General features: G+C 50.9%; 12 protein-coding genes. 5 read left to right on the forward strand and 7 right to left on the reverse strand.

Annotation, left to right across the window (positions count from 1 at the left end):
• Positions 1-106 precede the first annotated feature (106 nt).
• Together ACYVFD_RS03695 and ACYVFD_RS03700 are read left to right on the forward strand one after the other, a co-directional pair.
• Positions 107-442, forward strand: coding sequence for a PadR family transcriptional regulator (locus tag ACYVFD_RS03695; protein WP_461088403.1), 336 nt, complete (start codon positions 107-109; stop codon positions 440-442).
• On the forward strand, positions 439-3087 hold the full coding sequence (locus ACYVFD_RS03700; RefSeq protein ID WP_461088404.1) for an ABC transporter permease: 2649 nt from the start codon (positions 439-441) through the stop codon (positions 3085-3087). The genes ACYVFD_RS03695 and ACYVFD_RS03700 overlap by 4 nt, the downstream gene beginning before the upstream one ends.
• A gap of 130 nt (positions 3088-3217) precedes the next feature.
• On the opposite strand, the gene ACYVFD_RS03705 is transcribed toward ACYVFD_RS03700, so the two are convergent.
• The 5 genes from ACYVFD_RS03705 to ACYVFD_RS03725 form a co-directional block, all read right to left on the reverse strand.
• Entirely contained in the window at positions 3218-4315 is a 1098-nt protein-coding gene (locus tag ACYVFD_RS03705; protein WP_461088405.1) for a hypothetical protein, read from the reverse strand.
• A gap of 8 nt (positions 4316-4323) precedes the next feature.
• Complete coding sequence (locus tag ACYVFD_RS03710) at positions 4324-4959, reverse strand: ABC transporter ATP-binding protein (RefSeq protein WP_461088406.1); 636 nt, start codon at positions 4957-4959, stop codon at positions 4324-4326.
• 102 nt (positions 4960-5061) lie between these two features.
• Positions 5062-7179 (reverse strand): TonB-dependent receptor, encoded by a 2118-nt coding sequence (locus ACYVFD_RS03715; protein WP_461088407.1) that lies wholly within the window; start codon positions 7177-7179, stop codon positions 5062-5064.
• Between the two features lie 43 nt (positions 7180-7222).
• Positions 7223-8320: an L-dopachrome tautomerase-related protein gene (locus ACYVFD_RS03720; RefSeq protein WP_461088408.1), complete on the reverse strand. Its 1098-nt coding sequence runs from the start codon at positions 8318-8320 to the stop codon at positions 7223-7225.
• Between the two features lie 35 nt (positions 8321-8355).
• Entirely contained in the window at positions 8356-9588 is a 1233-nt protein-coding gene (locus ACYVFD_RS03725) for a mandelate racemase/muconate lactonizing enzyme family protein (protein WP_461088409.1), read from the reverse strand.
• A 206-nt stretch (positions 9589-9794) separates the two neighbouring features.
• On the opposite strand from ACYVFD_RS03725, the gene ACYVFD_RS03730 reads away from it, so the two are divergent.
• Complete coding sequence (locus ACYVFD_RS03730; RefSeq protein ID WP_461088613.1) at positions 9795-11240, forward strand: DEAD/DEAH box helicase; 1446 nt, start codon at positions 9795-9797, stop codon at positions 11238-11240.
• Between the two features lie 9 nt (positions 11241-11249).
• Positions 11250-12362, forward strand: a complete 1113-nt coding sequence (locus ACYVFD_RS03735) for a Gfo/Idh/MocA family protein (RefSeq protein ID WP_461088410.1) — start codon at positions 11250-11252, stop codon at positions 12360-12362.
• A gap of 12 nt (positions 12363-12374) precedes the next feature.
• Here ACYVFD_RS03735 and ACYVFD_RS03740 read toward each other — a convergent pair whose 3' ends face one another.
• Together ACYVFD_RS03740 and ACYVFD_RS03745 are read right to left on the reverse strand one after the other, a co-directional pair.
• Positions 12375-13619 (reverse strand): BamA/TamA family outer membrane protein, encoded by a 1245-nt coding sequence (locus tag ACYVFD_RS03740; protein ID WP_461088411.1) that lies wholly within the window; start codon positions 13617-13619, stop codon positions 12375-12377.
• 191 nt (positions 13620-13810) lie between these two features.
• A complete protein-coding gene (locus ACYVFD_RS03745) occupies positions 13811-14554 on the reverse strand; it encodes a hypothetical protein (protein WP_461088412.1) in 744 nt (247 codons plus the stop codon).
• A 166-nt stretch (positions 14555-14720) separates the two neighbouring features.
• On the opposite strand from ACYVFD_RS03745, the gene ACYVFD_RS03750 reads away from it, so the two are divergent.
• A complete protein-coding gene (locus tag ACYVFD_RS03750; RefSeq protein WP_461088413.1) occupies positions 14721-17822 on the forward strand; it encodes an amidohydrolase family protein in 3102 nt (1033 codons plus the stop codon).
• Positions 17823-17914 lie beyond the last annotated feature (92 nt).

Raw genomic sequence — 17914 nt, forward strand, 5'->3', positions numbered from 1 at the left:
ACCGGTCTCTACAAAAAGGAAATATTTTACATACAAATACTGAATTAATGATTTTATTTTACATACATTTGGTGAGTAAATAGCTATTCTACCTAACTGCCTAATCATGAAGGGGACAAACCTCGGTGAGTTTGAAGAACTAGTGTTGCTGACCATTGCCGCACTGGTCAATGACGCGTACAGCGTTGCCATTTGCGATGAGTTAGAAAAGCATACGGGCCGGGCGGCAAAACTGGGCGTCGTTCATGCCGTACTCAACCGGCTGGAAGAGAAGGGGCTCGTAAAAAGTCATCTGGGCGATGCAACCAGTACACGCGGGGGCAAACGCAAACGGTATTACGAAGTGACACATGCCGGGAAAGTCGGTCTGGTGAAAGCCAAAGAAGTGCGCGAATCGCTCTGGAATATCATTCCCGGTTTCAATCTGGAGGGTTCACTATGAAATCAGTCAACGTCAATAATACGAAGCCGCCCCAGCCACCTCGCTGGGCACAGGGATTACTGGAGTGGTACTGCCGTCCTACAATTCTGGAGGATTTGCAGGGCGATCTGAATGAGTATTTTGAACGCAATCTGGCAACAAAAGGCCCCCGAAAAGCCCGGTTGATTTACTGCCTGGATGTGCTGAAGTTTTTTCGACTGTACACGATTCGTAAACCTGATTTTATCAACCTATTCATCCATTGGATTATGCTTGGCAGCTATCTCAAAACCTCCCGGCGCAGCCTGGTGCGCAACAAGTTATTCTCGTTCATCAACATCGCCGGGCTGGCCGTCAGTATGTCGGTGGGGTTGCTGGTGATTTCGTTCGTGGCCGATTTGCTGGCATATGATGATTTCCACGAGAAAAAAGATCGAATCTATCGGGTGATTACAGCCTTTAAAACGCCCGAACAGCCCCAGATCGATCTGGCGTCGACCTCGGTAAAGGTGGGTAAAAAAATTCGGGAAAGCGTGTCAGGCATTGAAGAGGTTACCATTCTGCGAAATGGCTTTGGGGGCGATGCTACCGTGGGTGAGGCAACGATTCCATTGGGTGGACTTTGGGCTGATGCGTCGTTTTTTAAGGTGTTTACTTTTTCATTGCTGGAGGGTAATCCGGCCACGGCGCTAAAGGACCCGTACTCGCTGGTGCTGACTGAAAAAGCGGCTAAAAAGCTGTTTGGGGACATCGATCCGCTGGGGAAAACGGTCCGGTTCGATACACTGACCTATAAAGTGACGGGCTTACTGGACGATGTGCCGAAACTGTCGCACCTACAGTTCGAAGCCCTGGCTTCCTTTTCGACCGCCGAAGCGCAGTTTGCCAAGCAGGACCCTAATTTCTACGGCTGGGATAATATCTGGTCGAACTACGTCTACATGGTTCTGCCCGAACAGACGAAGCCAGAGTCGGTGCTGACCGCGTTGAATACGTTTAATAAACAGGAAAATACCCGGTTGGCCAATCGGACTGTTTCGGTGTCGCTACAACCCCTGAAGGAAGCGTCGCTGGGGCCAAAACTTCACAATGCCATTGGGCCGACGATGATGCCCATTGTGGTTTGGGTGCTGGGCGGCATGGCGCTGGTTATTATCCTATCGGCCTGTTTCAATTACACCAATCTGTCCGTGGCCCGGTCGTTGCGACGTTCTCGAGAGGTTGGTGTCCGGAAAATCATCGGTGCCCTGAAAGGTCATGTGCTGGGGCAGTTTATGGCCGAGTCGGTGATCATTGCCTTGCTGGCGCTGATCGTTTCGTTTGGTCTGTTTTTGTTTCTACGAACCCAATTTCGTTCGCTCGATCCATTTATCGATAACCTGGTGTCGCTGGAGCTTTCGGCTCGGGTTGTGCTGTATTTCATTGGAATGGCCATTGTCGTGGGGCTGGTGGCTGGCTTTCTACCGGCTTTGTTTTTCTCCCGGATTAAGCCGATTCAGGTACTAAAAGACATGTCGACCCTGAAAGTGTTTCGGCGGGTTACCATGCGGAAAACGCTGATTGTCATCCAGTACACCTTCTCGCTGATGTTCATCACAACAACCCTGATTGGCTATGCACAGTACCGGAGCTTTCTGACCTTCGACCTGGGTTTTACAACCGAAAATATCCTGAATATAAAATTGAAGGAAAATAAGGGGGATGTATTGGCTAAGGAATTAGCCCAGATTCCCGCTGTAACCAACGTTTCGAAATCCCAGTTGATCACCAGCCTGGGCAGCATGGGCGGAACGACCATGAAGTATAAAGATAGTCAGGACTCAGCCCTGGTTTGGCAGAATATGGTCGACGAACAGTATTTACCGATTCACAAGCATAAGTTACTGGCCGGTACAAATTTTACCCGACAGCCTACAAAAGGAGAGGAGGAGAGCGAAATCATTGTCAATGAGCAGGTGCTCAATCGATTTAACATTGCGAAACGGAATCCGCAAAAAGCGCTGGGCGAACAGGTGGTTGTCGATAAAAAGAAACTTACCATTGTTGGCGTATTGAAGGACTTTCATTACGGAACGATGTCGAATAAGATTGAACCGGTCATGTTCCGCTATTTTACGGACAATACCGGCGGCTATCTGAATGTGAAGGTGAGTACGACGGATTTGCCCGCTACAATGGCAAGTATTGAGGAAGCCTGGCGTAAAGTCGATAAGCTGCACCCGATCGAGGCTAAGTTCTACGATGATCAGATCGAAGAGGCTTATCGGCAATTTTCGATTATGGTCAAGGTGATTGGCTTTGTTGCCTTTCTGGCCATCTGCATTGCATTTTTGGGATTGCTGGGCATGGTTGTCTTTACCACCGAAACCCGACTGAAGGAAATCAGTATCCGCAAAGTATTAGGAGCCAGCGACGAAGGGTTAGTTTACCTGCTAAGCAAGAGTTTTTTAGGCCTGCTCGTTCTGGCTGCTTTTGTCGCCCTTCCAGCGACCTATCTGTTTTTCGATAAAGTCGTTCTGAGCAACTTTGCTTATCATCAACCGATTGGCCTGGACGAGCTTTTGTTGGGCGTACTCTTCGTGATGTTTCCGGCTTGCCTGATGATTGGCTCACAAACGCTAAGAGCCGCCCGGAATAATCCAGCAAACGTGCTGAAAAGTGAGTAGGGGGTTTTACCCTCACCCCAACCCCTCTCCCGTTTTGGGAGAGGGGCCTAATTGGGTAGTTGTTCTGCCTACTGATGCGACAGGGACGGCTGGTATCGGTGAAAAGAGGAGCTTAACGGAGTGGTTTTCCTCACTCCTGCTTTGGGAGAGGGGGCAGAGGATGAGGGTGAAACGAATTCGCTCGATACCCAATTCCTACCGCTCCCAACCAGCCCAGCACAAGCCAAATTCCTATAGGGACACCAAACATGATTAAGAGTAAGCCGCCGATGAAGCCGCCAAAAATGCCCGAGAGCCAACGTTCGGGCAGAATGTTGCGGCCGTAAGCGAGACTATGCATAAGCAGCAGCCAGCCCCAGCCTGCCAGCCAAAGCCAGATTACGTAATCAAGCCGGATGGCAGTCGGGCAGTTTCGTACTAAAATCAAGAGTTCGGGAAGCCAGATCAGGCCGTAGGTTAATGCATAGCGTACCAGTCGTTGCCACCAGGCTATAGGCAAGTTCGGTAGGACTAACAGGTACTTTTGTTCAAATTCACTCACCTGGCCACCCACCTGTGCATGACCCAATACCGACAACAATAACCCGATGAGCAATAATCGCTGGTCGTAATCGTCGGTGGGATAGAGTCGGCAAACGCCCGCCAGCAACAGGCCCGAAAACGCTTTGGTTAACACCAGCGAAAGCGGCTCATGTCGAAGCCAGTAGGCCGGAAAAAACAGTTCGTATGGGAGCTGTATGCGGAGATGGGGAAGCTGGATAGTATCTGGACTCGGGTGCCGAAGCCGGAAATCATTCAGGTAGGCACCCACACTGATCAGGCTCAGTATGTAGGCGACAATAGCCGCTAGCGAATCCCATTTTTGGTAGACCGTGGCCAGTTGCACCATCCAGCCGCCATAGGCAAGTACCGGAGCCAGTAACGCAATTTCCAGCGTGAGCCAAAGCGCCCAGCGCATAGGAGTTGGTAACAGCCAGAATGTTTGCAGAAACAGATGCTCCGGTGCGGCTAATTCCTGCCGAACAAAGGCGCTGACCTTCAATAGATAAAACCCCCATAGGATAAATACAAGGCCCAGCAAGAACCAGGAACCCAGGCAAGCCGTAATCAGGGCTTTGTGTTCGCGGGCGCTCAGAAAGCCAAAGGCCAGCAGAATGATTACCAGAAAGGTACCGGCATTCCGGGCGTAAAAGGGACCGACAAAAATTCGATTGAGGAACGTCAGCATGATCCGGGTTAGGTTGTCGGTTTGATAACGCCTTCGCCCACCTGCCACATACCCGTCAGCGAAAGTCCGGTCAGACTAACATCCTGGTGGGAAGTTAGCCAGAACGAAACGCCCTGTTCCGTATGGAGTTGACGAATGTATTCAAAAAGCTTTGCTGCCGTGGCTACATCAAGGGTTGTCAGAGGTTCATCCAGCAACACGAGCTTAGGGTTTCCCAGCAGGGCTAATAGCAGCGATAACTTCTTGAGCATCCCACTCGAAAAGGTACCCGTTGCCTGCGTCCAGAAGGTATCGACCCCTAAAATACCGGCGATATGTTCAACCTGTCTTGCCGGAGCCTGCTTGGCTTTCCCGACAAATCCGGTCAGATCACGGGGCGTTAAAAACGAGGGGTAAAGTGGCTCGGCTTCGGCATAATTAACCCGGAGTCGATACGCGACTGGATCACAGTTGATTTCGTACTGGTTGGCCAGCCAGATTTGCCCGGAAAAGGGGAGGAGTCCGGCAACGGTTCGGAAGAATGTGGTTTTCCCAGAGCCATTACCGCCCCGGAAATAATGAATACCCGACGAAAACTGTAGTTCAGGTATGCTCAGAACGGTACGACCGTTGTAGGCTTTGGTAAGATTGGATACGGTGAGCAAGGGAAAGCTTATTGATAAGTGCCAAAAATAAGAATCTAATGCGGCAGACTTATCGCCTTCTGTCATGTGGGTTAACCACTCTTCACGACCTGAGCCAAAGTTTTACCATTTCACACTTAGCCGAACACCACCCAACCCATTTCGGCCGGGTGCGGCATTATAATATCGATTGCCCACCGCATTCAGATCATAACCCAGTGAATAAGCCCGATCCAGCAGGTTGTCGCCACTGGCATACACATCGAGTGTCCAGTGCTGACCCAGATTCCTCCGATAGCCTAGTGTTCCCTGGAGCAACTGAGTTGGGTTTGATAAGGCCGTATTGGCGTCGTTCAACTGGAATTCCAGCAAAAACAAATAGGTCAGGTGGGCATACAACCCAAACCGGGTTTCGGCGTCGATGCCGGTTGTGTTCGCTGTAGGGGCCACGCCCGGAATGCGATTGTTCGATAGGTCCACAGCACCTTGCTGATAGTCGCGATACCGGTAATTGGTCAGGGTCAGGTTGTTCCAAAGGCGGAGCAGCGAGAGCGAATGGGTTGTATTAGGCAACACAAAGTCATAACTGAGCTGGGTTTCCAGGCCCGGCTGATCGGTGCGCCCTGCATTGATAAAATAATCGGCTCCGGCGGCATCGGACCGACGAACAATGGTTTCGCGTAGCTGAAGTTTATAAAACGCCACATCAAACCGAAGTCGGCTGTTGAAGGCCGAACCACGCACACCCACCTCATAACTAATTCCTCGTTCGGCATTGAGTGTGGTGCTGAATCCACCCGCCGAGGGATGCACTTCCTGACTAGATGGAGCCGAATAACCCGTACTGATGCTGGCAAAGGCAGAGAAATTAGGCCCAAATGTGCGAAGCAGCGCCACCCGAGGCAACCAGACGGGAGTAAAATTTCGGGTAATCATAGCCGTTGGCAGCCCTTTGCTCCGGACCATATACCGGGTGAAATCGTAGCGAACATCGTTTCGGCTCAGACCCGCCGTCAGTCGGAAGTGCGCGGGGAGTTCGGTTTCAAGCTGGGCAAACAGGGTTGTTTGTCGAGCAATCAGTTCCTCGTCGGTCTGGACAGAGTCCGGTACGCCAGCCCGGTTGCCAAAGTTTCGGTCGACCGTAAAGTTGCGTAAGAGCTCGGCGCCGACGGTAACGACCGTTGGTAGCGGACTGTTCGGGAATCGAAATTGGGTTACGGTACGTCCCCCGATGCCCAGGTCGGTTCGCTTTTCGTAATTGGTAATAAACGGATTGGCAAAGTCGGTCGTTGAGCCGTAAATGACGGTTGTATTTTGGATGCGGTCGTTCCAGCGGTATTCGTGCGATAGTCCGAAATACCCTACTTTCTGGTAAATACCCGCCTGTTGGGCAGCACTGCTGGGTAAGGTAGCCGTAGCAGGTCGGGAAGCCTGTGGGTTGGCCAGAAACTGCGCTTCTGTCAAGCCACCAGGCGTTTGGTAATGCAGATCTGAATACAGTGCGAGCAGCGACACGGTACGTTTAGGACTAACATTGAATGACCCAATAAAACTCAGGTTGTCGCGCACCACCGCACTCTGATCACGGTAACCATCCGATTGCAAATGATTGTAGTTGAGTGATATTGATGCATTTGCTTTCCCGGTTTGTAGAGAAAGTCCATTTCCATAAAGGCCATACGAACCACCCACCGCTGAAAGTTCTACGCTGCTTTTGTTAGCTGGAACAGCCAGTCCACTAAACAGAATAGTACCGCCGGTTCCGGCCCCGTACAGACTACCTGAAGGCCCTTTTATAACTTCAATCCGTCCTAGCGCCCGCACATCCAGCGCGTTCAACGGGGTGTTGCCACCTGCATCAGTCAGGGGTAATTCGTTCCAATAAGTTTTTATATTACGTACGCCAAACGGTGAGCGAATGGCACTTCCCCGAATGGCCAGCCGGTAACTTCCCGGTGATCGCTCGTCGGCACGTACGCCAGGAATGGTGTTGAGTGCTGGTACGATGGTGGGTATGCCAAAACGTTGGTTCAAGTCCCGGCGGGTGAGTACCCCTACTGACGCAGGCGTTTCCAGCAAGCGACGGTTCGTCGCGTACCCACGCACCACTACCTCATTGAGTTGAAGCGTATCGTCCAAAGAACTGGTCGATACATCCTGTGCCAACAGAGACGAAGAGTAAAAGCCACAAATAAGAATTAGCGCTGAAAAGTAGGCGTTTCGCATAAAGACTACGAGCATTCGGTAAGAGTATAATCGAATTGAGTACGTAAAGAGACTTTCATTAGTTCGGTAATTTCACCCGGTACAGCCCAAATGGATAGTCAACCTTGTCTTCGCCATTGTTAAAGCGACGGGTTCGGTGTAGCTGAGCGGCCGTTACATACAAATAGCCATCTGTTCCGATTCCAAAGCTATCGGGCCAAAGTAAGCGATTGTCCTGAACGAGCATGCGTAGCCGCCGTTCGGGGCTGGGCTCACCAGGCGTAAAATAACGAATGGCTTTATCAGGAGAGTCGGTAAGGTATATATGGCCCGCTTTATCAGCAATCATCCCGTGGGATACACCCGTTTCGCCCATATTTTCGACATGTGCGGAAAGATCAGTGGCTGGTAAACTCTCATTGACTAAATCATCAACGGCTATCCGATAGAGCTTGGTTTGGGTGATCGGTCGAAAATAGAGGTATCTGAAATCGTGCGTGAGTGCAATGCCATTGACATGGCTTCGAAACGGGTTTCCCTTGCTATCCCGAACTTCTTTGCCATCGATGGTCAGTACAAAGTTAGGATCGGCTTTGGTCGATGGGGCAGCCTCCAGCACCGTTCGACTTTTACCGGAAGTTAGATCTAGCACGACAATAGCGCCCCGACCGGGGTCGGATAGGTACGCCTTTTGCCGACGCGTGTCGATCTGTACGTCGTTCAGTCCCGTTCGCTCACGGGGTAAGTCTTCGAAACGGTAAACCCGTTCCACCTTATTGGTCGCGAGGTTAATTTTCAGCAGCTTGATGCCTTCGGGCATCGCTTTTTGGCCCGATGGACTTGCCGGGTCAAGTACCCAAAGGGCGTTGGCCTGATCGACAAACATAGCCTGGACGTTGATAAAACGCTGTTGTGGGTTCAGTGAATCCCACTGGTTCCATTCGGCATTCGGGTAGGGTATACGTTTGCCGCTAACAATCTCAGCCAGACCATAGTCATAGTTCGTTGGGTTCTTGGGGAATGTGACGAAGATGCGGTTCTCCTGCGAAACGCCTAGTCCTATTGGTTGGTGTTTTCCAAACTGAGCGACCGTTTCCAGCCTGACTGAGGAGTTTGATTGGGCCTGGCTAACGAATGAGTTAACTAAAAAGAAAAGAGTAATGAAGCGCGTTTTCATACTTGCATAACCAGAGACAGCGGATTCTGTTGGGATCAAACGATTCGCTCGGCCGACTTCCAGATGGTTTCGTCGTAATTAATCCCCAGGCCCGGCGTGTTTGGAATTTGGATCGACCCGGCCTGCATGCGAATGGACGGAGTGTACCAGTTTGCCGGTTTACTGTTCAGGTCAAAGACTGTTTCCTGTAGTCCATACAGGTTTGGGCAAACGGCCGCCAACTGCCAGAACGGTGCAATCAACGGGTCGGCCTTGGGTGTATGAGGAGCTATGTTCTTGTTGTACTTCCGGGCAATCTCAGCCACCTGGAGAGCGCGCAAAATTCCCCCGTTATAATACAGATCCGGTTGCAGCAAATCATACACATCCGTGCGGGCCAAGCGCTCGAACCGATAGAGGCTGGTGTCCTGCTCTCCGCCAGCCAGCCGAAGTTTGGTCAGGGCTTTGTTGACGCTGCGTAAGCCTTCTTCATCTTCAAAATTACAGGGTTCTTCGAAGATGACAACGCCGTTATCTTCCAGCATGTGGCCAATCTCGATACCTTCTTTGGGGGTATAAGAACCGTTTGCATCAGCGTAAATGGTGATGGCATCACCCAGTTTTTTGCGCACCAATGGAACGAACGCTCGGGTTCGGCGTTCGTCGTCGGGCGTATTCTGCATTCGGCCACCTACCTTGATTTTAACCCCTTTAGCGCCTGTGGCAGCCAGTTTTTGGGCTAGTTGATCAACCACTGCATCGGGCGTCAACGTGCCCCGGTCGAAATCAGAAATGTACACATCGTATTGGGTTCGAACGGGCTTACCCAATAGTTGATAAACGGGTTTTTTCGCCAGCCGACCCAGTAAATCCCAAACCGCAATCTCGACCGAGCCTATACAGTTCCAGAGGGGCATACCGGCGTATTTGTAATTCGAATTGAGTCGGTATGCATTGTCGGCCAATTGCGGCAGATCGCGGGCATCTTTGCCCATGAAGTACTCAATAACCAGGCCTTTGAGCAACGACGATAGATTGGGCATCCGGTCGTTGCATTGGGTGATTCCCCGCGTACCATCCTGTGCCGTAACGACCAGCATGAGTTGCCCCTGCGTTTTTAATAGCTCGACCGACCGGATGAGAACTGGGTTGGGTAGTGCTTTGTGTAAATCCGGCAGGTTCCAGGCTGGCAAGCCGTCGGCTGCTGTCAATAGAGATCCAACTGAATCGGCACTAGCGAGCAAACTACTACTCAGGATGGCTGAATGAAGAAACTGTCGGCGTTGCATGGCTACGTAAAGGAATATTCTTTCAAGAAAGGGCGTTAACAGAGCAGAATACTGGATGAAATTCGATTTTTTCGATATATTTGTTTCCAATCAAGCAGGATACTGGCCGGGATGTCAAGGTCAGTTAGTTTTCACCTTCACGAAGCTGTAACTTGACGTTTCAAGAATTTAATCTCCACGACGACCTGTTGGCCGGTGTGGACGCCATGAACTACCTTAAGGCCACACCGATTCAGGAACTGGCAATTCCTAAAATCCTCGAAGGGCGCGACCTTATCGCCAGCGCTCAGACCGGGACTGGTAAAACAGCGGCTTACCTTATTCCGCTACTCGACCGGATTTCACACGCTAACCACGACCATACCAGTACGCTCATTCTGGTGCCCACGCGTGAACTGGCCAAGCAAATTGACGAACAGGTCGAAGGCTTTGGCTATTTTGTGCAGGCACGAAGCATTGCTATTTATGGTGGTGGCAAAGGTGATGACTGGGACAAGCAGCGCAAAGCCCTGGAAACCGGGGCCGACATTATCATCGCGACTCCTGGTCGGCTTATCGCGCATATGCAGTTGGGCTATGTCAACTTCGACAAACTCGACTATCTGGTGCTGGACGAAGCCGATAAGATGCTCGACATGGGCTTTTCGGATGATATTCTGAATATTGTCGATAAGCTTCCGACCAAACGGCAAACGCTGCTGTTTTCGGCCACCATGCCGCCTAAAATTCGGGAGTTTTCCAAACGAATTCTGATCGAGCCCGAAGAAATCCGACTGGCAGTTTCCAAACCGGCAGCCGGTATCGATCAGCAGTTTTATCTGGCCTACGATGCTCAGAAATTGCCCCTGCTGGTGCATTTAATCCAGAACAGCGCTACGCCGGTACAAAGTATGGTATTGTTTACATCCAAAAAGGCAGAAGTAAACAGCATCGTTCGGGCGTTGGGTAAACTGGGTTTCGAAGCCAGGGGCATTAGTTCTGATCTGGAACAGGATGACCGGGAAATCGTACTGCGGGATTTTAAAAACAAAGCATTCCCGATTCTGGTCGCTACCGATGTCCTGTCGAGAGGGATCGACATCGACAATCTGACGCACGTTGTCAACTACGATATTCCCCGCGATGCTGAAGATTATGTCCACCGAATTGGCCGGACAGCTCGGGCAGCGACTACGGGTACCGCCATCACCTTCGTCAGCGATCAGGACCAAAATCGAATTGTCAGTATTGAACGGCTTATCGAACGGGAGGTCGAAAAACGGTCGATTACCGAAGAGTTGGGCATGGGTAAATCACCCGTGTTCGATCCGCGTCGGTTTAGTGGCCTGCGTGGGAAAGGCGGACGTGGATCGGGTCGGAGCAAAGATAAGCGCCGGAAGGAAGATCGACGAAATCAGGAACCGAGCGCATCGGGCGAAACGCGCCCGGAACACCGTCGGGAGAAAGTCGATAAAACGGCACAAAAGCCTCGTACTGATGCAACAGCAGCCGCTGAAAAACCATCTTTACCCGTAGATGCTGACGGGCAGGCCGTTGAGAAATCGAAAAAGCGGAAAAAACGTCGACGCGGACCACGGGGTGACAATCGTGGTAACGACGAGGGAAATCCCCGGACAACTCCACCAGGCCAGTCAGCACCAGCCGGTGAATAGCTGTTACCTATGAACGCAACCATTTCCCGACGAACTGCTTTACAAACGCTATCAGTGGCCTCTGCTAGCTTGCTGTTGCAGTCACCAGATCTCATCGGGTCTGGCCAGCCTGCGCCTAAAAAATTAGGTATTGCGCTGGTCGGGCTGGGCAACTATGCCACCAATCAGTTGGCTCCCGCGCTTCAGGAAACCCAGCATTGTTACCTCGCCGGAATTGTGACAGGTACGCCCGAAAAGGCTAAAACCTGGGCAGATAAGTATAATATCCCAGCGAAGAACATCTACAATTACCAGACTTTCGACCAGATTCGGAATAACCCCGATATTGACATTGTCTACGTGGTCTTGCCGAACTTTCTGCATGCCGAATACACCATTCGGGCTGCGCAGGCTGGTAAGCATGTAATCTGTGAGAAACCGATGGCGATGAATGCAACCGAGGCCCGGCAGATGATTACGGCCTGTGAGAAAGCGGGCGTGCAGTTGTCGGTTGGTTATCGACTGTACTTCGAGCCACATCATCTGGAAGTCCGTCGGTTAGTGGCAGAGAAAGGGTTCGGGCAGGTGAAAGTGATTGAATCGGCCTTAGGATTCACCGTTCCGGGACCCAATTCCTGGCGATTGGACAAGAAAATTGGCGGGGGCGGAGCCATCATGGATTTGGGTATTTATGCCATTCAGGGCGCCCGACGAACGCTTAATCTGGACCCCGTTAGTGTAACTGCCCAGGCGTTCACCTACGATAAAGAGCACTTTAAAGACGTTCACGAGATGGTGTTCTGGCAGTTTGAGTTTCCGGGCGGAACCATCGCCGATTGCCGAACGACTTACTCGTCCTACGTCGATCGGCTGTATGTTACCTGCGAACGCTGGGGCTGGTACAAGCTCGAACCCGCCTATAATGCCACAGGAGCCCAGGGTCTAACAAGCAAAGGATCGATGGACGTACCTTCGCCAAAGTATCAGCAAATTGCCCAGATGGACGCCTTTGTTCAGTCGATCTGGAACAAGACGACTCCTGAAGCGTCGGGTGAGGAAGGCTGGAAGGACATGAAGCTGATCGGCGCTATTCTACAGGCTGCCGAAACAGGCCGGAAGATTACGATTGACCTTCAGCGTTAAGTCTTCCAGCAATTAAAATACTTCGCCCAGATTGAAAAATAGCCCATGGGAGCCATCCATGCCGAAGCCGTAGTCGATGGAGAGGTTGGTACGGGAAATTTTGTTCATTTTGATGCGTAACCCTCCACCTACGGCAGGAATCACCTTTTCAAATTGCCGACTTGCCTGTTCGGTTACGGTTTGGGCATTGGCAAAAATAACACCCCCCAACAATCGATCGGCCGTGATATGAAAGCGGTATTCAGCTTCGGCGTACAACAGGTTTTTGCCCCGAAAACGACCCTGAATAAAGCCCCGTCCTAAGTTGCCGTTACTGTCCCAGCCCGTACTGGGCAAATCCAGAAAAGGAGGGTTCCCATCCAGTGTAAAGGCGTTGTAGGACCATAGCGCCAGAATGTTCCCCGATTGTGGTGAAACGGGGATGTACTTCCGGACCTCCAGCAGCAACGATTGGTAGGTTTCATCGCTGCCCAAAAACGCCATGTTGCTCCGTAGCACCGCATTCGCATATAAGCCTCCACTTGGATTGATGGAATTCTGGCGATTGTCGTACAGAAGATGGAGTGTTGGACCGGAAGAAACCGATCGCCCCTGAACACCATACGGATAGCCTGAAATACGCGTAAACTCCCGGAAGTCATTATAGCTTTCGATGTTCCAGTGCAGGTCCAGATGATACCCAATGCCCGCGTAAAAATTGGGAGCCAGTTGTCGTAGCAGGCTCTGGTACATACGTAGATACGCATAGTCCATATCCACCACCCGCCGGTCGGTCGATGTATACATGCCCAGGCCATACGTAGCCTGCGGGTAATGCATCAGCCGCCAGTCGTTTGTCCATAAGTACCGGTTATTGCGGCTCCAGATTTGCGAAATGGCCGTCAGAAATGCCTGATTGTTCTGCGTATAGGTAAGCTGGGTACTGATTGTCGACATGTTGGCACCCGGTCGTCGGAACGGTGTATTCAGCAGGACGGCTGCTAATAATCGAGTTTGTAGGGTATAGCCAACCTGAGGAATAACGATCAGAAAACGCTTGCCTTCTTGCAGGCTTGCCGAATCGTGAGGGGTAATGTGTAAACGTGGAAACCAGCGACTAACTAAGTCAGCTACATCATGAGTCGGGCTTACCGACCGCGTAATAGGGAAGGTATTTGTAATGGAAGCCGTATCTGAAAACAGCATTTGGGCCAGACACGTGGTATCCGATATAATCAGTATTAGCAAACCCACAAACGAACGATGGAGGAGTTTCATAAGTGGGTTAGAAAAGTCGCATAGTTTGAAAATGAGGGAATTAACAGGTGCTACTAAGACGAACTGCCGTAGGCCAGCTTATACTAAAACGCGAAACAATTCCAGAACGTTGCAGCAAAATGGCGTTTGGGTATTCCATTGAGTCCATTAAACGAGGTATAAGTAGAGTCAACGGAATAAGCCTGGCAAAGTTAAAGCTTATTGTAATAAGCGAATATAGTTGCCAGCCCTGAGGGTGATTTTAAGTCCAGTTTCTGTGTCTTCATAAACGCTTCGATCTGGTCTTTTTTGTCGGCCATCAACTCCAGAACTGACTTTTTGCCGGGCGAAAATTTAACTGCTTTTTTATCGCGGGCAACGTACCAATCCATCTTCTTCATGTACTCATCGTCTTTGGTTCCGGTATTCATCGCTACATTGTAGTTGGCTTTGCGTATATACACTGAGGGGTGTTGTAGCAGGTCTAGTTTTCCCGTTGTCAGTTGTTCGAAGAAACCAGTCAGGGTTTCGGCCTCCCCCTGGTATTCATGTACGTTGACAAACCGGCTAACCGAGCCCGTTAGATTGTTCCGGTCAACATAGCGAACGGCCGACGATTTGACTGCTTTAATAGCATTGGCCCCGGCCTTAATCTCTACTTCATTGGCCGACAGGTCTAGCCGTACGGGCACACCCGCCAGCGAATCGTTCGTTAATGAAACGCCTACTTTATTGTAGAATTTAACGTTGCCAGCCTGCCAGGTTGTATCCAGATATGGGTCGCCAATGAGCTTACCGGGATCTCCTTTAATGGTAAACAGTGTGGAATTGTTGTTAATGGCCAGATTCGTAAAATTGATCCGGTCTCGGGTGGTTTGAGTCATGTATTCGGTCTGTGCCTGCGAAAAAACTGAGAAGGAATTAAACAGGCCAATGGCGAAAAGAAAAAAACGCATAGGAAAATAAATGGAATGGTTATCAAGTAATAAAGAAACGAATTATTAATTAGAAATTAATCATATAAGATGGCCTTAATTCGCAAAATCTTCTTTGGCTTTGATGCCTGAAGGCACTTTTATTTCTGTATTTTTGACAGTTAACCCTATCAACAACTAGTCTTTCATGATAAAACATTTCCTGACTGGACTGCTTACAGTCAGTCTGGCCTATTCCGCCTGGGCTCAGACAACCTTCCCCCAAAATGGCGTTTATGACGAGCGGCCGGGGCTTTACGCCTTCACCAACGCAACCATCGTTGTGGACCCGCAAACGACACTACAGAACGCGACACTGCTCATCCGTAATGGGCGCATCGAAGCGGTTGGAACCAGCGTTTCCGTTCCGGCCGGAACAGTCATTGCCGACCTGAAAGGCAAACGGATTTATCCAGCGCTGGTCGACATCGATTCGGACTATGGTATGCCAGAGATTACCCGCGGACCCGGTGGAGGTGGTCGTGGCGCTGGAGCTCCCCAGTATGAGTCGAACAAAAAAGGGCCTTATTACTGGAATCAGGCCATTCAACCCGAAAACGATGCCAGTGTCATCTTCAAAGCCAATACGGCCAAAGCCGATGAACTGCGAAAATTAGGTTTTGGTGCGGTGCTGGTACATCCGCATGATGGCATTGCTCGTGGTACAGGAGCGCTGGTAACCCTGGCCGATGATCGTGAAAACACGCTGATGCTGAAATCGAATGCAACCGCTCATTTTTCGTTCAGCAAAGGTACCTCTACCCAGCAATACCCTAACTCCATGATGGGCGTGGTCGCCTTACTTCGGCAGGCCATGTACGATGCCGACTGGTACAAACGGAGTAGCAGCAAAGATCAGGCAAATATGTCGCTTGACGCACTGAACCGGATTCGGACGCTTCCGACCATTTTTGAAGCCAACGACAAACTGGGTATTATGCGGGCCGATAAGATCGGTGATGAATTTGGGACTCAATACATTGTTCGCAGTACGGGTGATGAATACCAGATGATCGACGAGGTGAAAGCCACAGGTGCCTCGCTGATTGTGCCCCTGAATTTCCCGCAACCGTATGATGTGGAAGATCCCTGGGATGCCGACAACGTATCGCTGGCCGAACTTAAGCACTGGGAAATGGCTCCCACGAACGCGGGTCGACTGGCGACCGCCAACATTCCGTTTGCTCTTACTTCAGCGGGTTTGCGCAATAAGAGCGATTTCTGGCCAAATCTGCGGAAAGCCATCGAAAATGGTTTGTCGGAGCAAAAAGCACTGGAAGCCCTGACAATTATCCCGGCCAAATTGATTCATGCTGAGGATATGCTGGGAACCTTGCAGAAAGGTCATGTTGCCAATTTCATCATTACATCAGGCAATCTGTTCAGTGCTGATAATGTCATTTATGAAAACTGGACACGCGGTAAGCAGTATATCGTAACCACAAAAGCGCCGGTCGACCTGCGTGGTACCTGGGCGCTGACCATTGGTGATCGGAGCAACCTGAAACTGAATATCACCGGGAAAACGCCCGATAAACTGGATTACCAGATTATGGCCGACACGGCTCGTATTACCCCGAAAGTAGCGGTTAGTGGCGACCTGATGTCGATGCAGGTGCAATTGAACAGACGCCAGCCGGGTACAACTCGCCTGACGGGCTACCGGACCTCGCCAACTAACTTTAAAGGTGATGGCGAAATGCCGAATGGGCAGATCATCCAGTGGTCGGCTACGCGTACGGGCGATGCCCCAACGTCGACCAGTGTTACCTCGACCTCAGCGACCAGCTCAACGTCGACGGTGGCCTCAACGACCACTACAACCCCGGCCAGCAGTACCGCCACGTTGCTCTATCCGTTTGTTGGAATGGGGAACGCCCAGAAACCGAAAGCTGAAGCGGTACTGATTCGGAATGCAACCGTCTGGACGAACGAAAAAGATGGTGTGTTGACTGGTGCTGATGTGTTGGTGACAGATGGCAAAATTTCGAAAGTAGGGAAGGGGCTGACAGCTCCCGCTGGCGTAAAGGTGGTAGATGGTACGGGCAAGCACCTAACCAACGGGATCATCGACGAACACTCGCACATTGCCCTGTTGTCCATCAACGAAGGAGGACAGACCAGTTCGGCGGAAGTTCGGATGTCGGACGTGATTAACCCCGAAGACATTAATATTTATCGTCAACTGGCGGGTGGTGTCACTACTTCACAACTGCTGCACGGTTCGGCCAACTCCATTGGTGGACAGTCGGCGTTGGTGAAACTGAAATGGGGTGAATCGCCCGAAGGCATGCTCATCAAAGGCGCGGATGGATTTATCAAGTTTGCTCTGGGTGAAAACGTAAAACAGGCCAACTACCCCAACCCAAACGTGCTGACCCGGTTCCCGCAATCGCGGATGGGCGTTGAGCAGGTATATATGGACCACTTCACCCGCGCAAAGGAATACGCGAAAGGCTGGGAGACCTACAACAAACTATCGGCCAAGGAGAAAGCAACGGCTATCCCGCCCCGACGAGATATTGAACTGGACGCCCTGGCCGAAATTCTGGCGGCAAAACGGTTCATTACCTGCCACTCCTACGTGCAGTCGGAAATCAATATGCTAATGAAAGTGGCGGATTCGCTGGGCTTTAAAGTGAATACGTTTACGCACATTCTGGAAGGGTATAAACTGGCCGACAAGATGGCAAAACATGGCGTTGGCGGCTCGTCCTTTGCCGACTGGTGGGCTTATAAAATGGAAGTACACGATGCCATTCCCTACAACGCAGCGTTGATGCACCGTCAGGGTGTAGTCGTATCGATCAACTCCGATGATGCTGAAATGGCTCGACGGTTGAATCAGGAAGCGGCTAAGACTGTCGAGTACGGTGGAGTAAGTGAAGAAGATGCCTGGAAAATGGTAACGCTTAACCCTGCTAAACTCCTGCACCTGGACAACCGTCTGGGAAGCATCCGGGCCGGTAAAGATGCCGATCTGGTTCTCTGGAATGCCCATCCGCTGTCGATCTATGCTCGTCCGGAGATTACGATGATCGAAGGGGCAACGTACTTCAGTCTCAAAGATGAAGATGCCAAACGCGATGCCCTTCATGCGGAACGCTCCCGGATCATTCAGAAAATGCTGACTGCCAAAGCGAGTGGTGCGTCGACTGTTCGCCCAACGTTCCGTCGGGCGCGTATGTGGCATTGTGAAGACATTGAAGGCGTAATGGCCGAAGGGGAAGAAGAGGAAAAAGGAAAATAAGTTTCAAGTTTTTTGTTTCAAGTTGGCTGACGCATCAGTAGTGTCTATGCACCAGCCAACCTGAAACTTGAAAAATGAAACCTGAAATTTAA

It is taken from the genome of Spirosoma gilvum (assembly GCF_054776815.1).

Coding starts and splice junctions, on each gene's coding strand:
- ACYVFD_RS03700 (WP_461088404.1), top strand. CDS start 439: ATGAAATCAGTCAACGTCAATAATACGAAGCCGCCCCAGCCACCTCGC.
- ACYVFD_RS03695 (WP_461088403.1), top strand. CDS start 107: ATGAAGGGGACAAACCTCGGTGAGTTTGAAGAACTAGTGTTGCTGACC.
- ACYVFD_RS03745 (WP_461088412.1), bottom strand. CDS start 14,554: ATGCGTTTTTTTCTTTTCGCCATTGGCCTGTTTAATTCCTTCTCAGTT.
- ACYVFD_RS03750 (WP_461088413.1), top strand. CDS start 14,721: ATGATAAAACATTTCCTGACTGGACTGCTTACAGTCAGTCTGGCCTAT.
- ACYVFD_RS03725 (WP_461088409.1), bottom strand. CDS start 9,588: ATGCAACGCCGACAGTTTCTTCATTCAGCCATCCTGAGTAGTAGTTTG.
- ACYVFD_RS03730 (WP_461088613.1), top strand. CDS start 9,795: ATGAACTACCTTAAGGCCACACCGATTCAGGAACTGGCAATTCCTAAA.
- ACYVFD_RS03735 (WP_461088410.1), top strand. CDS start 11,250: ATGAACGCAACCATTTCCCGACGAACTGCTTTACAAACGCTATCAGTG.
- ACYVFD_RS03705 (WP_461088405.1), bottom strand. CDS start 4,315: ATGCTGACGTTCCTCAATCGAATTTTTGTCGGTCCCTTTTACGCCCGG.
- ACYVFD_RS03740 (WP_461088411.1), bottom strand. CDS start 13,619: ATGAAACTCCTCCATCGTTCGTTTGTGGGTTTGCTAATACTGATTATA.
- ACYVFD_RS03720 (WP_461088408.1), bottom strand. CDS start 8,320: ATGAAAACGCGCTTCATTACTCTTTTCTTTTTAGTTAACTCATTCGTT.
- ACYVFD_RS03715 (WP_461088407.1), bottom strand. CDS start 7,179: ATGCTCGTAGTCTTTATGCGAAACGCCTACTTTTCAGCGCTAATTCTT.